This is a genomic window from Caulobacter sp. 05T431 (assembly GCF_056665975.1).
Map to the genome: position 1 here is coordinate 54449 of NZ_JBFTKU010000016.1, position 17320 is coordinate 71768.

15 protein-coding genes are annotated in these 17320 nt (G+C 69.5%); 12 read left to right on the forward strand and 3 right to left on the reverse strand.

All coding sequences use genetic code 11. The annotated features are described in order from the left end of the window. Position 1: 1 nt before the first annotated feature. Positions 2-790, reverse strand: a complete 789-nt coding sequence (gene flgG / locus AC1U89_RS15505) for a flagellar basal-body rod protein FlgG (RefSeq protein WP_479900587.1) — start codon at positions 788-790, stop codon at positions 2-4. 12 nt (positions 791-802) lie between these two features. Next, positions 803-1540, reverse strand: coding sequence for a flagellar basal-body rod protein FlgF (gene flgF / locus AC1U89_RS15510; protein WP_479900588.1), 738 nt, complete (start codon positions 1538-1540; stop codon positions 803-805). Positions 1541-1764: 224 nt separating this feature from the next. Here flgF and fliL point away from each other — a divergent pair, with 224 nt between their 5' ends. Genes fliL through AC1U89_RS15535 form a run of 5 tightly spaced genes read left to right on the forward strand, consistent with a single transcriptional unit; the run spans position 1765 to position 7888 of the window. Then, on the forward strand, positions 1765-2379 hold the full coding sequence (fliL, locus tag AC1U89_RS15515) for a flagellar basal body-associated protein FliL (RefSeq protein ID WP_479900589.1): 615 nt from the start codon (positions 1765-1767) through the stop codon (positions 2377-2379). A gap of 27 nt (positions 2380-2406) precedes the next feature. Further along, on the forward strand, positions 2407-3546 hold the full coding sequence (gene fliM, locus AC1U89_RS15520; RefSeq protein WP_479900590.1) for a flagellar motor switch protein FliM: 1140 nt from the start codon (positions 2407-2409) through the stop codon (positions 3544-3546). Next, positions 3543-4148 carry a DUF6468 domain-containing protein gene (locus AC1U89_RS15525; protein WP_479900591.1) on the forward strand — a complete coding sequence of 202 codons (606 nt, stop codon included), beginning with the start codon at positions 3543-3545 and terminating at the stop codon, positions 4146-4148. Before fliM ends, AC1U89_RS15525 begins: the two co-directional genes overlap by 4 nt. After that, on the forward strand, positions 4145-4942 hold the full coding sequence (locus tag AC1U89_RS15530; RefSeq protein WP_479900592.1) for a MotE family protein: 798 nt from the start codon (positions 4145-4147) through the stop codon (positions 4940-4942). Before AC1U89_RS15525 ends, AC1U89_RS15530 begins: the two co-directional genes overlap by 4 nt. A 21-nt stretch (positions 4943-4963) precedes the next feature. Then, a complete protein-coding gene (locus AC1U89_RS15535) occupies positions 4964-7888 on the forward strand; it encodes an endoglucanase (protein ID WP_479900593.1) in 2925 nt (974 codons plus the stop codon). Here AC1U89_RS15535 and AC1U89_RS15540 read toward each other — a convergent pair. Next, complete coding sequence (locus tag AC1U89_RS15540; RefSeq protein ID WP_479900594.1) at positions 7885-8754, reverse strand: sigma-70 family RNA polymerase sigma factor; 870 nt, start codon at positions 8752-8754, stop codon at positions 7885-7887. The genes AC1U89_RS15535 and AC1U89_RS15540 overlap by 4 nt on opposite strands. Before the next feature lie 173 nt (positions 8755-8927). Here AC1U89_RS15540 and AC1U89_RS15545 point away from each other — a divergent pair, with 173 nt between their 5' ends. The 7 genes from AC1U89_RS15545 (at position 8928) to pyk (ending at position 17317) form a co-directional block, all read left to right on the forward strand. After that, positions 8928-9230 (forward strand): hypothetical protein, encoded by a 303-nt coding sequence (locus AC1U89_RS15545; RefSeq protein WP_479900595.1) that lies wholly within the window; start codon positions 8928-8930, stop codon positions 9228-9230. 242 nt (positions 9231-9472) lie between these two features. Continuing rightward, positions 9473-10936, forward strand: coding sequence for a glucose-6-phosphate dehydrogenase (gene zwf / locus AC1U89_RS15550; protein WP_479900596.1), 1464 nt, complete (start codon positions 9473-9475; stop codon positions 10934-10936). 2 nt (positions 10937-10938) lie between these two features. Beyond that, the gene (gene pgl / locus AC1U89_RS15555) at positions 10939-11640 is read left to right on the forward strand and encodes a 6-phosphogluconolactonase (protein ID WP_479900597.1); all 702 of its coding nucleotides are present in this window, start codon (positions 10939-10941) and stop codon (positions 11638-11640) included. Positions 11641-11644: 4 nt separating this feature from the next. Beyond that, positions 11645-13459, forward strand: coding sequence for a phosphogluconate dehydratase (edd, locus tag AC1U89_RS15560; protein ID WP_479900598.1), 1815 nt, complete (start codon positions 11645-11647; stop codon positions 13457-13459). A 13-nt stretch (positions 13460-13472) separates the two neighbouring features. Further along, positions 13473-14462: a glucokinase gene (glk, locus tag AC1U89_RS15565; RefSeq protein ID WP_479900599.1), complete on the forward strand. Its 990-nt coding sequence runs from the start codon at positions 13473-13475 to the stop codon at positions 14460-14462. 147 nt (positions 14463-14609) lie between these two features. Next, the gene (locus AC1U89_RS15570; RefSeq protein WP_479900600.1) at positions 14610-15629 is read left to right on the forward strand and encodes a LacI family DNA-binding transcriptional regulator; all 1020 of its coding nucleotides are present in this window, start codon (positions 14610-14612) and stop codon (positions 15627-15629) included. Between the two features lie 257 nt (positions 15630-15886). After that, on the forward strand, positions 15887-17317 hold the full coding sequence (pyk, locus tag AC1U89_RS15575) for a pyruvate kinase (protein WP_479900601.1): 1431 nt from the start codon (positions 15887-15889) through the stop codon (positions 17315-17317). Positions 17318-17320: the final 3 nt, after the last annotated feature.

The window sequence follows — 17320 nt, forward strand, 5'->3', positions numbered from 1 at the left end:
CTTACGACCTCAGGTTCGAAGTGGCCTGGAGCATCTGGTCGGCCGTGGTGATGACCTTGGAGTTCATCTCGTAGGCGCGCTGGGCGACGATCAGGGCGGTGATTTCGCTGACGGAGTCGACGTTCGAGGCTTCGGTGTAGTTCTGCAGCAGGGTGCCGAAGCCGGGCTGGCCGGGGGCGGCGATGTTGGCCGCGCCCGAGGCCGCGGTTTCCATGAACATGTTGTCGCCGATGGCTTCCAGGCCGCCTTCGTTCATGAAGTTGGCCAGTTCCAGCTGGCCGACGGTCTGCGGCGTGGGATTGCCGTCCAGCTTCACCTGCACCAGGCCGGTCTTGCTGATCGTGGTGGCCACGGCGTTCTGCGGGATCGTGATGCCCGGCTGGACGGTGTAGCCGTCCTCGGTCACCAGCTGGCCCTGGTCGTTGGTCGAGAAGTTGCCGGCCCGGGTGTAGGCGGTCTCGCCCGAGGGCAGCAGGATCTGCAGGAAGCCCTTGCCCTGGATGGCCACGTCGAACTCGTTGTTCGTCATGGTCGGCGTGCCCTGCTCGTGGATGCGGTAGACCGAGCCGGCCTTCACGCCGCCGCCGATCTGCACGCCCGTCGGGACCACGTTGCCGTCGCCCGACGACTGCGAGCCGGCGCGCTCGATGGTCTGGTAGATCAGGTCCTGGAACTCGGCCCGTTGGCGCTTGAAGCCCACGGTGTTCATGTTGGCGATGTTGTTCGAGATGACCTCGACGTTCAGCTGCTGGGCGGCCATGCCCGTGGCGGCGGTTCGGAGCGCTTGCATCTTCGTAGTTCCTTACTGGACCTTGCCCATCCGCTCGACGGCGGACCGGGACAGTTCCGAGGTTTGATCCATCATCTTGGCCACGCTCTCGTAGGCGCGGTTGACCTCGATCAGCTTGGTGATCTGGGTGATCGACTGGACGTTGGAGGCCTCAAGCATGCCCTGGTGGATAGCGGCGTCCGGGGCGGCCTGCGGGGTGTCGTTGGTGGTGTTGCGATAGAGGTTGTCGCCGTCCTTGCGGAAGGCGGCCAGGTCGGTGGGGCGCACCACGGCGATCTTGCCAGCGCGCTCGGCGCCCTGGCTGACCGTGCCGTCGCGGGCGATGGTGACCGGGCCCTTCAGCGGGTCCAGCAGGATCTCGCCGCCGCCGTCGTCCAGCACCGGCTGGCCGTTCTGGGTGACCAGCTTGCCGTCCGGGGCCATGGTGAAGCGGCCGTCGCGGGTGTAGCGCTCGCCGCCGGCGGTGGAGACCTTGAAGAAGCCCTGGCCTTCCAGGGCCAGGTCGAAGTCGCCGCCCGTCTGGGTCAGGGCGCCCTGGCTGAAGTCGCGCGCCACGCCGTCGTCCAGCACGAACTTCACGGGGTTCGCGCCGCCGGCGGTGCGGGCCGGCTTCGCGGGCTCGGTGCGGACCATCAGCTCCTCGACCTTGAAGCCGGTCGTGTTGGCGTTGGCGATGTTGTTCGCGACGATGTCGAGTTCGCGGCGCAGGGTCATCTGCCGCGAAAGTCCGACGTAAAGTGCGTTGTCCATGACCGGTTACCGAGACGGCTGGCGCGACAAATGCGCCGCAATCCTGCAAGCAACCCTCGTGCCAACTCGAAAAGTTCTGTAAAAACAACGAATATGAAGGTTAACGGGCCGCCAGGGACGGAGTCTGCCGGGCAGATTCAGCCTGCGGCGAAATGGCCTTCAAAAGACATCGTTAACCATGTCCCACGCATGAGTAGACCCGTAGATTCCAAGGAACCGCGCGCGTGGCCAACAAACCCCCCAAGGATGCTCCCGCCCCGGAAGGCGAAGAGGGCGCTGTCGAGGGCGAAGCTCCGGCTAAGAAGAAGCCGCCGATGATGATCATCATCGCGGCCGCGGCGGCCGTCGTCCTGATCGGCGGCGGGGTGACCACGTTCCTGCTCCTGAAGCCCAAGCCCGAGGCCTCGGCCGAGAAGGGCCACGAAAAGCCGAAGAAGAAGGAAAAGAAGAAGGAAGAGAAGGGCGGCCATGGCGGCGGCGGCGAAGGGGCGGCTCCGGCCGCCGGCGCGCCGGTGATCAAGGAAGGCCCCGACGGCGTGGTGTTCTACACCCTGCCGGACATCGTCGTGAACATGCAGGCCGCGGACGGCCGCTCGACCTTCCTGAAGCTGAAGCTGACCTTCGAACTGCCCGACGAGGAGACGGCCGACAACCTGACGCCGAACCTCCCGCGTCTGCAGGACATGTTCCAGACCTTCCTGCGCGAACTGCGTCCGGAAGACCTTAACGGCAGCCAGGGCAGCTATCAGCTGCGCGCCGAGCTGCTGCGTCGCGTTAATCTGGTCGCCGCGCCTTCCCACGTGAACGCGGTGCTGATCGAGGAGATGCTGATCAACTAGCCTTCGGGCTGGTTGAGGCGAACCGACATGGCTGACGAAATCGACGATCAGGCCGCGATGGCCCAGTGGGCCTCGGAGAACCCGCCGAACGACTTCGGCGGCGACGCCGGCGGCGGCAACGAGTTCGGCGACTTCTCCGGCGGCATGGGCGGCTGGGACGACGGCGGCGGCGACGGCATGGGCGCCGAGCGCATCCTGAACCAGGACGAGATCGACAGCCTGCTGGGCTTCGACATGTCCGGCGACGGCAACGACGACCGCACCGGCATCCGCGCGATCATCAATTCGGCCCTGGTCTCGTACGAGCGCCTGCCGATGCTGGAAATCGTCTTCGACCGCCTGGTGCGGTTGATGACGACGTCCCTGCGGAACTTCACCTCCGACAACGTCGAGGTCAGCCTCGACAACATCAGCTCGATCCGTTTCGGCGACTATCTGAACTCGATCCCGCTGCCGGCCATCCTGGCGGTGTTCCGGGCCGAGGAACTGGACAACTATGGCCTGCTGACGGTCGACTCCAACCTGATCTACTCGATCGTCGACGTGCTGCTGGGCGGCCGTCGCGGCACCGCGGCCATGCGCATCGAGGGCCGTCCCTACACCACCATCGAGCGGGTGCTGGTGCAGCGGATGGTCGAGGTGGTGTTGCACGACGCCAAGGCGGCCTTCGAGCCCCTGCATCCGGTGTCGTTCAGCCTGGACCGCCTGGAGACCAATCCGCGCTTCGCCGCCATCGCCCGGCCGGCCAACGCCGCGATTCTTGTGAAGCTTCGGATCGACATGGAAGACCGCGGCGGCAGAATCGAGCTTCTGCTGCCCTATGCGACCCTCGAACCCATCCGGAAGATGCTGCTCCAGCAGTTCATGGGCGAGAAGTTCGGCCGCGACAACATCTGGGAAGGCCACTTGGCCACCGAACTCTGGACCACCCAGATGGAGGTGCGCGCCGTGCTCGACGAGCAGCAGCTGCCGTTGTCTCGCGTGCTGAACCTCCAGGTGGGCGACACCCTGATGCTGAACGCCACGCCCGACAGCCCGGTGGAGCTGCGCGCCGGCTCGATCCCGCTGACCCGCGGTCGCATGGGCCGCCGCAACCACTCGATCGCCGTGCGCGCCGACGCGCCCCTGACCCCGGCGGCCAAGAAGGCGGTTCAGAAGCTGAAATGAGTCTGACGGCCATCGTCCTCAACGGTCTGCTCGCGGTGCTGCTGATCGTGGCGCTGGGCTACGGCATGCGCCTGGAGCGCCGGCTGAAGGCCCTGCGCGACAGCCACGAGGGCTTCGCCAAGGCCGTGGCCGACCTCGACCGCGCCGCCATGCGCGCCGAGCAGGGCCTGGCCGACCTGCGCGCCGCCACCGACGAAGCCGCCGACACCCTGGGCGACCGCATCGCCAAGGCCCATGCCCTGGCGGCCCAGTTGGACGAGCGCCTGAACCAGCCGATGATCACCCCGCCGCCGGCCGCGACGGGCCGCGCCGCCGTCGAGCGACGCCTTGCGACCGAGCCGCGCCCGGCTGCCGAGCCGCGTCCGATGCGCGCACCCGAGCCCGAGGCTCCGCCGCAATCCCAACGCCGCCTGCGGGCCGAGGACTTCGAGAAGCTGCTGGAACGCGAGGCCCGCATCCCCCGCGACGCCCCGCCGCCTTCCGCCGCGCGCCCTTCCGCGTCAAAGGAAACCCCGCGTTCACGGGCGCGGATAGATGATGACTTGTTCGAGGGCCCGGAAGATCCGCCGCGCCCCGGTTCGACCTTTAGGGGCCGTCGATGAAAAATGTTCCGCGCATCCTGCCGATCGTCGGGGTCGCCGTGGTCGGCGTGCTGGCCGTCAACGCCCTGGCCGGCGCGAAATCCCTGCCGGACATGATCAGCGGCGCGAAGGCCTTCGCCGAGGGCGTGGCCAAGCCTGACGCCAAGGACGGCGAGAAGGCCGCGTCGGCCGCCGACGCCGGCAAGGACGCCGCCGCCAAGGCCGCGCCGCCGCCGGTCTGCGCCCCGTCGTCCAGCGAACTGGCCAAGGAAGCCGGCCTGTCGCCCGCCGAACTGCGTGTGCTGCAGAGCCTGGGCCAGCGCCGCGGCCAGCTGGACCAGCGCGAGCAGGACATCGACGTCCAGCTGCAGCTGCTGGCCGCCGCCGAGGCCAAGCTCGACGCCAAGATGAAGGCGCTGAACGGCATGAAGGGTGAAATCCAGGGCCTGCTGGGCCAGGCCGACGCCCAGAAGGAAGCCGAGGCCCAGCGCATGGTGCTGGTCTATTCGGCCATGAAGCCCAAGGACGCCGCCGCCCGCATGAGCATGCTGGACGACAGCGTGCGCCTGCCGATCGCCTCGAAGATGAAGGAGCGCACGCTCAGCATGATCCTGGCCAACATGTCGCCCGGCGACGCCAAGATCCTGACCGAGCGCCTGGCCAATCGCCTGTCGGCCGACGCCATCGCCAAGCAGCGCGCCGCCCTGGCCGCGACCGATAAGCCCGCCGCCGATCCGTCGGCCCAGGCCTCGGCCGCGCCGCTGGCCGGCGCCAGCCCGGCTGCGGGCAAGGGCGGCGGCAAGAAGGCCGGCTAGGACAGGAACGGAAGCGGGGGCATGAAGCTGGGGGGGATCCTGAGATCGACCGTCGCGGCGATCTGCATCMTCGGGGTCGCGACCCCGTCGGTGTCGATCTCGGCCGCGCCGCGTCACGTCTCTAAAGCCGCCCAGCACAAGCCCGCGCCCCGTAAGGCGGCCGCGCGCAAGCCCGCCGCCAAGCCGGCTCCGGCCGCGCCCGCCGGCCTGCAGGTCCGGATCGCCCAAGCCCCGGACTTCACACGGCTGGAATTCCCCGGCTCGCGCGGCATGCAGGCCCATCGCGAGGGGACGGCCGTCGTGCTGCGCTTCCCGCGCGACGCCAATCCCAACCTGTCGTCCCTGAACGTCGGCCCGCCGCGCTGGGTGAAGGGCGCCCAGGCGCGTCACGTCGGCGGCGTGGTCGAGATCGTGGTCGCCTTGAGCGACGACGCCGACTTCCGGGCCGGCAACGCCGACGGCGACGACTTCATCAACCTGTTCGCCCGCCAGGCGCCCCCTCCGACGGCGGCGCCGGCTCCGGCGGTGGTCGCCCAGCGTCCGAACCCCATGCCGGCCGGTGGCTTGGTGCCGGTCAAGTTCTCCAAGGTCTCGGGCCAGGTCCAGCTCAGCTTCGACTGGGCCAATCCGGCCGGCGCTGCCGTGTTCCGGCGCGGCGAGGCCGTCTGGGTGGTGTTCGACGCGCCCGCCCGGCTGGACATCGGCAAGCTGCCCGCCAGCACGCCGCAGTACCGCACCATCCAGGCCTTCAAGGGCCCCGACTACGCGGCCCTGCGCATCAGCACCCCTCAGGGCGCGCCGTTCTACGCCGAGGGCGTGGGCTCCAACTGGACGATCGCCCTGGGCGCCGGCAGCCAGGACGCGCCCGACCTGGTCCACGTGGCCCGCGACGACAACGCCAGCCCCGCCACCCTGACCGCCACCGTGGCCGGCACGACCAGGATCGTCTGGGTCGGCGACCCGGCGGTCGGCGACCGTGTCGGCGTCGCCACGGCCCTGGCCCCGTCCAAGGGCCTGCCGTCGCGCCGCGACTACGTCGAGATGGCCCTGCTGCAGTCGGCCACCGGCCTGGCGGTGGAAAGCTATTCCGGCGATCTGCAGATGAGCGCCGACGGCGACATCGTGCGCATGGGCCGCCCCAAGGGCCTGCTGCTGTCCTCGACCTCCAGCGGCCAGGCGCAGGCCGACGCCGGGGCCGGCGCGCCCCAGGCCATGGCCATGCCCGCCCTGATCGATCCCGAGCACTGGTCCAAGACCGGGTCGGGCGGCTTCATGGCCCGCTATGACGCCCTGCTGGGCGCCGTCCCCGCCGCGGGCGGCGGCGACGGCAAGGGCGACGACACCGCCGCCCGCATGGCCCTGGCCCGCTTCCTGGTCGGCTCCAACCTGTCGTTCGAGGCCATCGGCGTGCTTAACGCCGCCGGCCGCGCCCACCAGACCCTGATGGGCGACGGCGAGTTCCGCGGCCTGCGCGGCGTGGCCAAGGTGATGGCGCGCCGCTACGCCGAGGCCGAGGCCGATTTCTCCTCGCCGGTGCTGACCGACGATCCGTCCGCCGCCCTGTGGCGCGGCTACATCGCCAGCAAGACCGGCCAGTGGACCGACGCCAACCAGCGGTTCGCCGACGGGGCCCGGGCCCTGAACATGTTCCCCGCCCTGTGGCAGGCCCGCTTCCTAGGCGCCCAGGCCGAGGCGGCGGTGGGCGTCGGCGCGCCCGAGACCGCCATCCGCCTGATCAACCAGGCCCTGAAGCTGCCCAACATCCCGGTCGAGGACCAGCTGGAGCTGCGCCTGACCCTGGCCAAGGCCTTCGAGGCCAAGAACGACGCCCGCGCCCTGCCGGTGTTCCAGGCCATCTCCAAGTGCGGCATCGACCGCCTGGCCGCGCCGGCCACCCTGCACGCCATCCAGCTGCGCCTGGCCAAGAACCAGATCAGCGCCGACATCGCCGCCAAGGGCCTGGACGCCCTGCGCTTCCGTTGGCGCGGCGACGGGGTCGAGCTGGACACCATCCGCGCCCTGGGCCAGCTGCAGATCAAGCAGGGCCGCTACCGCGAGGCCCTGGAAGTCCTGCATTCGGCCAACAACGTGCAGTCCGACCTGCCGCAGGCCGTGGCGCTGCGCAACGACCTGAACGGCGCCTTCCGGGCTCTCTTCCTGGACGGCCTGGCCGACGGCATGCAGCCGATCCAGGCGGTGGGCCTGTTCTACGACTTCCAGGACCTGACCCCGATCGGGGCTGATGGCGACCAGATGGTCCGCAATCTGGTGCGCCGCCTGGTGGACGTCGACCTGCTGGACGAAGCCGCCAAGCTGCTCAAGTACCAGGTCGACAACCGCCTGAACGGCGTGCCCAAGGCTCAGGTCGCTACCGACCTGGCCTGGATCTACTTGATGGATCGCAAGCCCGAGACGGCGCTGGACACCATCAACGCCACCCGCACCACGATCCTGCCGCCGGCCCTGAACGCCGAGCGCCGCCTGGCCACCGCCCGCGCCCTGATGGGCCTGGGCCGCTACGACGCGGCGCTGGAGGTGATCGAGGCCGACAAGACCCGCGACGCCGAGGACGTCCGCGCCGAGATCGCCTGGAAGCAGCACACCTGGCCCCAGGCCGGCGCGCTGTACGAACGCTCGCTGGGCGACCGCTGGAAGACACCGGGCATCCTGAGCCCCGCCGACGAGTCCAAGCTGCTGCGCTCGGCCGTCGCCTTCAGCCTGGCCGACGACGACGCCTCGCTGGGTCGCCTGCGCCAGCGCTACGGCGGCTTCGTCGAGAACGCCCGCAATCCCGACGGCCTGCGCGTGGCCCTGGCCGGCGCCGACCCGGGCAGCCTGTCCAGCAGCGACTTCAGCAAGGTCACCGCCGACAACGAGGCCTTCAACGGCTGGGTGGCCAAGATGAAGGACCGCTTCCGGGCCCAGGCCAGCAACAACAAGGGCTAGGCGCGCTCGATCGCCAGGCTCTCGGCCACGTAGGGCGCGTAGAAGTAATCCTGGATTCGGGCGATCTCGCCCTCCCGCCAGTCCAGCAGCACCACGTAGCGGAGCGGCGCGCCCGGCTCGGCGCGGACCAGCAGGGCGGGGCGACCCTCGGCCAGGCCGGGCTCGAGCCACCAGCCCGACGTATTGCCGTAGTGCGTGAAGTACATCGAGACGTCCGTTCGGCCGTCCAGGCGACGGCGGTTGGCCAGGTCCAGCCGGACATCCTCGCTGAGCAGGGCGCGCAGGGCGTCGAAGTCCCGGGCGTTGAAGCGGTCGGCATAGGCCCGCAGGCGCTCGCGCTCGGCGGCGTCCAGGCGGGGAGGGGACGCCTCCGGCTCCTCGGCCAGGCCTTTTAGGCGCTCGCGCCCCCGATGCAGGGCGGCCTTGGTCGCGGCCAGGGTCAGGTCCAGAAGCTGGGCGGTCTCGTCCGCCGAGTGGCCCAGCACGTCGATCAGCGCCACGCACGAGCGCTGGGCGACGGGCAGGCGCAGCAGCACCGCCAGGCTGGCGGTGGCCGCAACCCGAGCGTCGGCGGCCGCGGCCGGGTCGACGATCTCCTCGAAAGCCTCGTCGAAGGTGGCCTGGCGCTTGCGGGCCCGCAGGGCGTCCAGGGCGGTGTTGTGGGCGATGCGGAACAGCCAGCGGTCGGGGCGCTCGATCGGTTCGGCGGCGGGGAAGGCGAGGGCCGCCTTGGCCAGGGCCTCCTGCACCACGTCCTCGCCCTCGAAGGCCGAGCCGACCATGCGCGCGCAATAGCGGTGCAGGCTGGGGCGCAGCTCGGCCATCAGCTGGCTGAACGCCTCGGGGGGCAGGTTGCCGTCGGCCATGTCTCGTACTCCCGCGCCGGCCCGAACGGCGGCCTCATCCCCAAGACGTCGGGCGACGGCCAAAGGATTCGCCGCCCGGGAATCTTTTTTCGACCGAATCCTTCGCGTCCGCCGCCGCGTCCTTGATCACGACGGCCGCATCCCGCGCCGTCCCAAGCCAAGGATCCAAGACCATGCAGAGGGTTACACTGGTGCGCTACGCCGCCAAGCCGGATCGCGCCGACGAGAACGAGGCGCTGTCGCTGAAGGTGTTCGAGGAGCTGAAGACCGTCCGGCCCGACAACATCGCCTATGCGCTGTTCCGCGACGGCGTCGACTTCGTCCACCTGTTCGTCAATCTCAGCGAGGACGACTCCGGCGTCCTGATCGACCTGCCCACGTTCCAGGCGTTCGCCAAGGACGTGAACGACCGCAGCGAAGCGCCCCCGGAAGCCACCCGGCTGAGTGTGAAGATGCTGGCCTCCTACGGCCTTTAAGGCCGATTCTACCTCTCCACCCCATCGACGCGGCCGCCTCTTGCCGAGGCGGCCGCGTTTCGCCTGCCCAGCGGTGAACCTTCGCGCGCGAAAAGCGATTGGTCTTCTGGCGGCGGCGCCCCAAACCCCTTAGTTAGTCGCCGCGCGCGCGGTCCTGTCGGAAGGTCGACATCGACTTTCCGCAGGCCGCTTGCATTGCTCCGACGGGCGTGTCATGACAACGTTGTCATAGGGTGGAAGCATTGACCAAAGAGACGAACGCCGACCAAGCGGGTCGAGAAGTGCTGGTGCTGCTGGGCGGCGCGGGCGACTTGGCGCTGCGTATGCTGTTGCCTTCCCTGTATTTTCTCGAAGTCGACCGCCTTCTGCCGCATGATCTGCGGATCATCGGCCTGGCCCGTCACGACCACACCCCCGACAGCTATCGCAAGCTGGTCCGCGAGCAGCTGGGCAAGCGCGCCACCGTTGAGGAATCGGCCTGGAATCGCCTGGCCGCCCGCCTGGATTACCTGTCGGTCGACATCACCCAGGAGGCCGGGGCCAAGGCCTTGGCCGAGAAGATCGGCAAGCACGGCGACCTGGTCGTCTATTTCGCCTTGTCGCCCAGCCTTTACGGCTCGGTCTGCGGCGCCCTGCAGGCCGCGAACCTGACCGGCCCGCGCACCCGCCTGGTGCTGGAAAAGCCCATCGGCAAGGACTTCGCCAGCTCGTGCGTGATCAACGGCGCGGTCGGCGCGGTGGTCGACGAGAGCCAGATCTTCCGCATCGACCACTATCTGGGCAAGGAGACGGTCCAGAACCTGACCGCCCTGCGCTTCGGCAATGTGCTGTTCGAGCCCCTGTGGGACAACAAGCACATCGACCACGTCCAGATCACCATCGCCGAGACCGAGAAGGTCGGCGAGCGCTGGCCCTATTACGACGAGTACGGCGCCCTGCGCGACATGCTGCAGAACCACCTGCTGCAGCTCTTGTGCCTGGTCGCCATGGAGGCCCCGTCGGGCTTCGATCCGGACGCCGTCCGCGATGAGAAGGTCAAGGTGCTGCGGTCCCTGCGCCCCTTCACCAAGGCCAATGTGGCCCACGACACCGTGCGCGGTCAGTACGTGGCCGGCGTGGTCGAGGGCACGGCCCGCGAGGGGTATCTGGAAGAAGTCGGCAAGGGCTCGAAGACCGAGACCTTCGTGGCCATGAAGGTCGACATCGACAACTGGCGCTGGGCCGGGGTGCCGTTCTTCCTGCGCACCGGCAAGAACCTGCCCGACCGTCGCACCCAGATCGTCGTCCAGTTCAAGCCCGTACCGCACAACATCTTCGGGACCGCCGCCCAGKCCGAGACCAAGGCCAACCGCCTGGTCATCGACCTGCAGCCGGACGAGGACATCTCGCTGACGGTGATGACCAAGCGTCCGGGCCTGTCGGAAGAGGGCATGCGCCTGCAGTCCCTGCCGCTGTCCCTGGCTATGAGCTCGGCCGGCAGCCGCCGCCGGATCGCCTACGAGAAGCTTCTGCTGGACGTGTTCCGCGGCGACCGCACCCTGTTCGTGCGCCGCGACGAGGTCGAGCAGGCCTGGAAGTTCGTGGACGGCGTGTCGGCCGCCTGGGCCGAGGCCAAGATCGAACCGGCGCCCTACGCTGCCGGCACCTGGGGCCCGCACGGCGCCAACGCGCTGATCTCGCCGCAGGGCCGGGCCTGGAACGAATAGGCATGGCCACGGTGACCCTTCCCAAGATCGAGGCCTTCGCGACCCGGGAGGCGCTGTACGACGCCGCCGCCTCGGTGCTGGCCTCGGCCCTGACCGACGCCGTGGCCAAGCGCGGCCAGGCCGGCTTCGCGGCTACCGGCGGCTCGACGCCGGCCCCGGTCTATGACCGGCTGGCGACCATGACCGTCCCCTGGGACAAGGTCGTGGTCACCCTGACCGACGAGCGCTTCGTGCCGCCGACCGACCCCAGCAGCAACGAGGGGCTGGTCCGCCGGCATCTGCTGCAAGGGGAGGCGGCCAAGGCCGGCTTCGCGCCGCTGTTCTTCGACGGCGTGGACCAGGACGCGGTGGCGGCCAAGGCCGAAGCCGGCGTCGCCGCGATCCTGCCGTTCGGCGTCACCTTGCTGGGCGTCGGTCCCGACGGCCACTTCGCCTCGCTGTTCCCGGGCAACCCGAAGCTGGCGGAAGGCCTGGACCCCAAGTCCGCACGCGCCGTCATCGCGGTCCCACCGGGCCAGCCGGCGCCGGACCTGCCCCGGATCAGCCTGACCTTCCAGGCGTTGATCCGGTCGTCGCTGATCGTCCTGCTGATCACCGGCGGCGCCAAGAAGGCGTTGCTCGAAGGCCCGGTCGACCCAAGCCTGCCGGTCGCCGCCATCCTGAACCAGGACCGCGCCCCGGTCCGTATCCTGTGGGCGGAGTAGCACCATGGTCGCCTTGAACCCCGTCATCGCAGAAGTCACCGCCCGGATCATCGCGCGCAGCCGCGACAGCCGCGCGACCTATCTGGCCAATCTGGACGCGGCCGCGGCCGCCCAGCCGGGCCGCGCCAAGCTCAGCTGCGCCAACTGGGCCCACGCCTTCGCCGCCTCGCCGGCGGTGGACAAGGTCCGCGCCCTGGACGTGAACGCCCCCAACCTGGGCATCGTCTCGGCCTATAACGACATGCTGTCGGCCCACCAGCCGCTGCAGGAGTATCCGGCGCTGATCAAGGAGGCCGCGCGCGAGGTCGGGGCCACGGCCCAGTTCGCCGGCGGCGTGCCGGCCATGTGCGACGGCGTCACCCAGGGCCGTCCGGGCATGGAGCTGTCGCTGTTCTCGCGCGACGTGATCGCCATGGCCACGGGTATCGCCTTGACCCACGACGCCTTCGACGGCGCGCTGTACCTGGGCGTCTGCGACAAGATCGTGCCGGGCCTGCTGATCGGCGCCCTGACCTTCAGCCACCTGCCGGCGGTGTTCGTGCCGGCCGGACCGATGACCTCGGGCTTGCCCAATTCCGAGAAGGCCCGCATCCGCGCCCTCTACGCCGAGGGCAAGGTCGGCCGCGAGGAGCTGCTGGCCGCCGAGAGCGCCAGCTACCACGGCCCCGGCACCTGCACCTTCTACGGCACGGCCAACACCAACCAGATGCTGATGGAGCTGATGGGCCTGCACCTGCCGGGCTCGGCCTTCGTCCATCCGCACACCCCGCTGCGCACGGCCCTGGTCAAGGAAGCCGCCAAGCGCGTGGCCGCCATCACCCACAAGGGCAATGACTGGCTGCCCGTCGGCCGGATCATCGACGAGAAGGCCGTGGTCAACGGCGTGGTCGGCCTGATGGCCACCGGCGGCTCGACCAACCTGGCCCTGCACCTGGTGGCCATGGCCCACGCGGCCGGCATCATCCTGACGCTGGAAGACCTGGACGACATCTCCAAGAACACGCCGCTGCTGGCCAAGGTCTATCCGAACGGCTCGGCCGACGTGAACCAGTTCCACGCCGCCGGCGGCATCCACTTCGTGGTCAGGGAGCTGCTGAAGGCCGGCCTGGCCCACGAGGACGTCCTGACCGTCGCCGGTCCGGGCCTGTCGCGTTACACCCAGGAGCCGGTCCTGGTCGACGGCGAGCTGTCGTGGCGCGAGGGCGCCGAGGAGTCGCTGGACCTCAACATCCTGCGTCCCGCTTCGGACCCGTTCAGCCCGGAAGGCGGCCTGCGCCTGCTGACCGGCAACCTGGGCCGCGGCGTGATCAAGGTCTCGGCCGTGAAGCCCGAGCACCAGGTGATCACCGCCCCGGCGGCCGTGTTCCAGGAACAGGAAGACTTCATCGCCGCCTTCAAGCGCGGCGAGCTGGATCGCGACGTGGTCGTGGTCGTGCGCTTCCAGGGGCCGTCGGCCAACGGCATGCCCGAGCTGCACAACCTGTCGCCGTCGATCTCGGTGCTGCTGGACCGCGGCTTCAAGGTGGCCCTGGTCACCGATGGGCGGATGTCGGGCGCCTCGGGCAAGACCCCGGCGGCCATCCACGTCACGCCCGAAGCCGCCAAGGGCGGGGCCCTGGCCTATGTCCAGGACGGCGACGTGATCTCCTTGAACGCCCACACGGGCGAACTGAAAATCCTGGTGGACGAGGCGGTGTTGCGCGCTCGTACGCCGGCGAGCGTCCCGGCGTCCAAGCCGGGCTTTGGGCGGGAATTGTTCGGCTGGATGCGGGCGGGGGTCGGCGCGGCCGACCACGGCGGCTCCGTGCTGTTTGCTTAGGAAGAAGACGAAGATGAGCGGCTTGAACTCCATCGGGCTTGGCCTGGTCGGCGATATCGGCGGAACCAACGCGCGGTTCGCCCTGGTCGATTTCGACGGCGCCGACCCCAAGCTGATCGAGCCGACCTCGTACAAGGGCGAGGACTACGGCCAGGCCGAGGACGCGGTCGAAGCCTATCTGGCCAAGATGGGCCTCAAGCACGCCGACCAGGCCGTGGTGGCCGTCGCCGGCCCGATCGAGCACGGCTCGGTGCACTTCACCAACAGCGACTGGAAGCTGTCGGAGGACAGCCTGCGCCGCGCGGGCGGCTTCCGCTCGGCCAAGCTGATCAACGACTTCACCGCCCAGGCCCTGGCCGCCCCGCGCCTGGCGCCCAAGGACCTGCGCCAGATCGGCCCGCACCAGACCTCGGGCGAGGGCGACCTGGCGATCCTGGGCCCGGGCACCGGCTTCGGCGCGGCGGGCATGGTGCGCCGTCACGGCGTCGAGACGCCCCTGACCACCGAGGGCGGCCACATCGCCTTCGCGCCGTTCGACGACGTCGAGATCGAGATCCTCCGTGTCCTGGCCAAGGAGCACGGCCGCTGCTCGATCGAGCGCATCCTGTCGGGCCCGGGCATCGAGGACCTGCACGTGATCCTGGCCAAGGTCGAGGGCCGCGAGGCCGAGGCCCTGACCGCCAAGCAGATCACCGAGCACGCCGTGGCCGGCGACGCCTGCTGCAAGGTCACGATCGACCGCTTCTGCGCCATCCTGGGTTCGGCGGCCGGCGACCTGGCCCTGGCCCTGGGCGCGCGCGGCGGGGTGTTCATCGCCGGCGGCATCGCGCCGCGGATCATCGACCTCCTGGAAAAGGGCGAGTTCCGCAGCCGATTCGAGTCGAAGGGCCGCCTCAGCGGCTACACCAAGGACATTCCCACCCACGTGGTGATGAACCCCCACACCGCCCTGATCGGGGCGGCCGTGGCCATGACCCCGGACGGCAAGGCGGCCATTTCCTAAGGCTTTCGGAGGGCTTCCCGCCCTTCCAGCCGCGTTTCTTATCCGTCGAGGCGAGTTTTCCGCGTGAAGTGGGCTCGCCTTGACAAGGCTGTCATGCCTTTATTGCGTCGCTTGTCGATTTTCCGACGCTTCGCGAGGCCGGCTGTCTTGAGTTCCAAGGTTACGATCCACGAGGTCGCCCGTCTGTCGGGCGTATCGATCAAGACCGTTTCGCGGGTGCTGAACCGCGAGCCGAACGTTAAGAACGACACCCGCGTGCGGGTGCAGGAAGCCGTCGCCGCCCTGAACTACCGGCCCAACATCTCGGCCCGCAGCCTGGCCGGGTCGAAGGCCTATCTGATCGGCGTGTTCTTCGACAACCCGAGCCCCGCCTATGTCACCGACGTCCAGCTGGGCGCGATCGCCCGCTGCCGCGAGGAGGGCTACCACCTGATCGTCGAGCCGCTGGACTCCACCGGCGACGTGGCGGCCCAGGTCGAGCCGATGCTGCACACCCTGCGCATGGACGGCGTGATCCTGACGCCGCCGGTCTGCGACAACGTCGCGGTGCTGGACGTGCTGGAGGCCGAGGGCGTGCCCTATGTGCGGCTGTCGCCCGACCAGGACCTGGACCGCTCGGCCCATGTGCGCATGGACGACGTGCGCGCCGCCTACGAGATGACCGCGCACCTGATCTCGCTGGGCCACACCGACATCGGCTTCATCAAGGGCCACCCCGAGCACGGCGCCTCGCACCTGCGCTACGAGGGCTATGTGGCGGCGATGAAGGAGCACGGCCACGCCGTGCGCGAGGACCATGTGGAGCAGGGCTGGTTCTCGTTCCGCTCGGGCTTCGAAGCGGCCGAGCGGCTGCTGGACCGCCCCGACCGCCCCACGGCGATCTTCGCCTCCAACGACGACATGGCCCTGGGCGTGATGGCGGTGGCCAATCGCCTGCGCCTGGAAGTGCCCCAGACCCTGTCGGTGGCCGGCTTCGACGACACGCCCGGCGCCAAGGTGGTCTGGCCGCAGCTGACCACCGTGCGCCAGCCGATCCAGGCCATGGCCGCCGCCGCCGCCGACCTGCTGCTGGGCGGCGCGACCCGGGCCGAAGGCGACGGGGCGCCGCCCTCGCGCCTGCTGGATTTCGAACTCGTGGTCCGCGAGTCCACGGGCCCGATCGGCTAGGGTTTTTCCGCGCGCCCCGTGGATCGGATATCGCCTCAGGCGTTTAAAATGGGGTGACCTCGACGTTCGGAAGTCTTCAAGGTGGAAAGGCTTGGTGGTTGACGCTAAGTCATCGGTGGCGAATCCGAACCCTTGGCGCTAGACAACGTTGTCAGGCGCGAAATTCGGGAATGACGTTCGCTCTGAGCAAATCCTTTCCGCTTTGCGGCATTTTCTTGCCGCATCGCAGCATAATCTAGCCTCTCCGGAGCAGCTTCATGATCCGCGCGCGCCGCTCCCGCATCGTCGCCACCATCGGCCCGGCCAGCAGCTCGCCGGAGATGATCATCACCCTGGCCAAGGCCGGGGCCGACGTCTTCCGCCTGAACTTCAGCCACGGCAGCCACGAGAACCACAAGGCCTCGTACGACGCGATCCGCGCCGCCGAGAAGGTGGTCGACCGGCCGCTGGGCATCCTGGCCGACCTGCAGGGCCCGAAGCTGCGCGTGGGCAAGTTCGCCGACGGTCCGGTGACGCTGAAGGCCGGCCAGGCCTTCCGGTTCGACGACGATCCCAAGCCGGGCGACGAGACGCGGGTGCACCTCCCGCACCCCGAGATCCTGGTGGCCATGCGTCCCGGCGCGACCCTGCTGCTGGACGACGGCAAGCTGCGGATGACGGTGACCGACGCCGGCCCCGGCTACGCCAACACCACCGTGGTCAACGGCGGCAAGCTGTCTGAGCGCAAGGGCGTGGCGGTGCCGGACGTCGTGATCCCGATGTCGCCCCTGACGCCGAAGGACCGCGAGGATCTGGCCTTCGCCCTGCGCCTGGGCGTCGACTGGATCGCCCTGTCGTTTGTGCAGGCGCCGGAAGACATGGCCGAGCTGCGCCGCATCGTCGAAGGCCGCGCCGCCGTCCTGGCCAAGATCGAGAAACCCCAGGCGCTGGAAGTGCTGGGCCCGATCCTGGACCTGTGCGACGGCGTCATGGTGGCCCGCGGCGACCTGGGCGTCGAGATGGCCCCGGAAGAGGTGCCGGTGGCCCAGAAGGTCATCCTGCGCGCCGCCCGCGAGCGCGGCATCCCGGTCATCGTCGCCACCCAGATGCTGGAGTCGATGACCAGCTCGCCGACCCCGACCCGGGCCGAAGCGTCCGACGTGGCCAACGCGGTCTACGAGGGCGCCGACGCGGTCATGCTGTCGGCAGAAAGCGCCGCCGGCGACTATCCGGAAGAGGCCGTGACGATGATGAGCCGCATCATCGAGCGGGTGGAGCGCGATCCGCGCTGGCCCGAACTGATGCAGGCCGAACAGCCGCACAACGACGAGGACGCCGACGTCCTGGTGGTGGCCGCCGCCCAGGCCGCCAAGGCCGGTTCGACCAAATGCCTGGTGGCCTTCACCACCACCGGCGCCACCGCCCGGCGCCTGTCGCGCGAGCGGCCGCTGCAACCGGTGCTGGCCCTGTCGCCACAGATCAACGCCGTGCGCCGCATGTGCCTGGTCTGGGGCGTGGAGGCCCGCGTCAGCGGCCAGCCCGACAGCCTGGAGGTCGTCACCTCGGACGCCGTCGCCAAGGCCGTGTCGCTGGACCTGGTCGGTCCGGGCGAGCGCGTGCTGATCGTCGCCGGCACCCCGTTCGGCGCCCCCGGCGCGGCCAACCTGCTGCGCCTGGCCCACGCGCCGTTCCCGACGCGCAAGCGCTAGGAC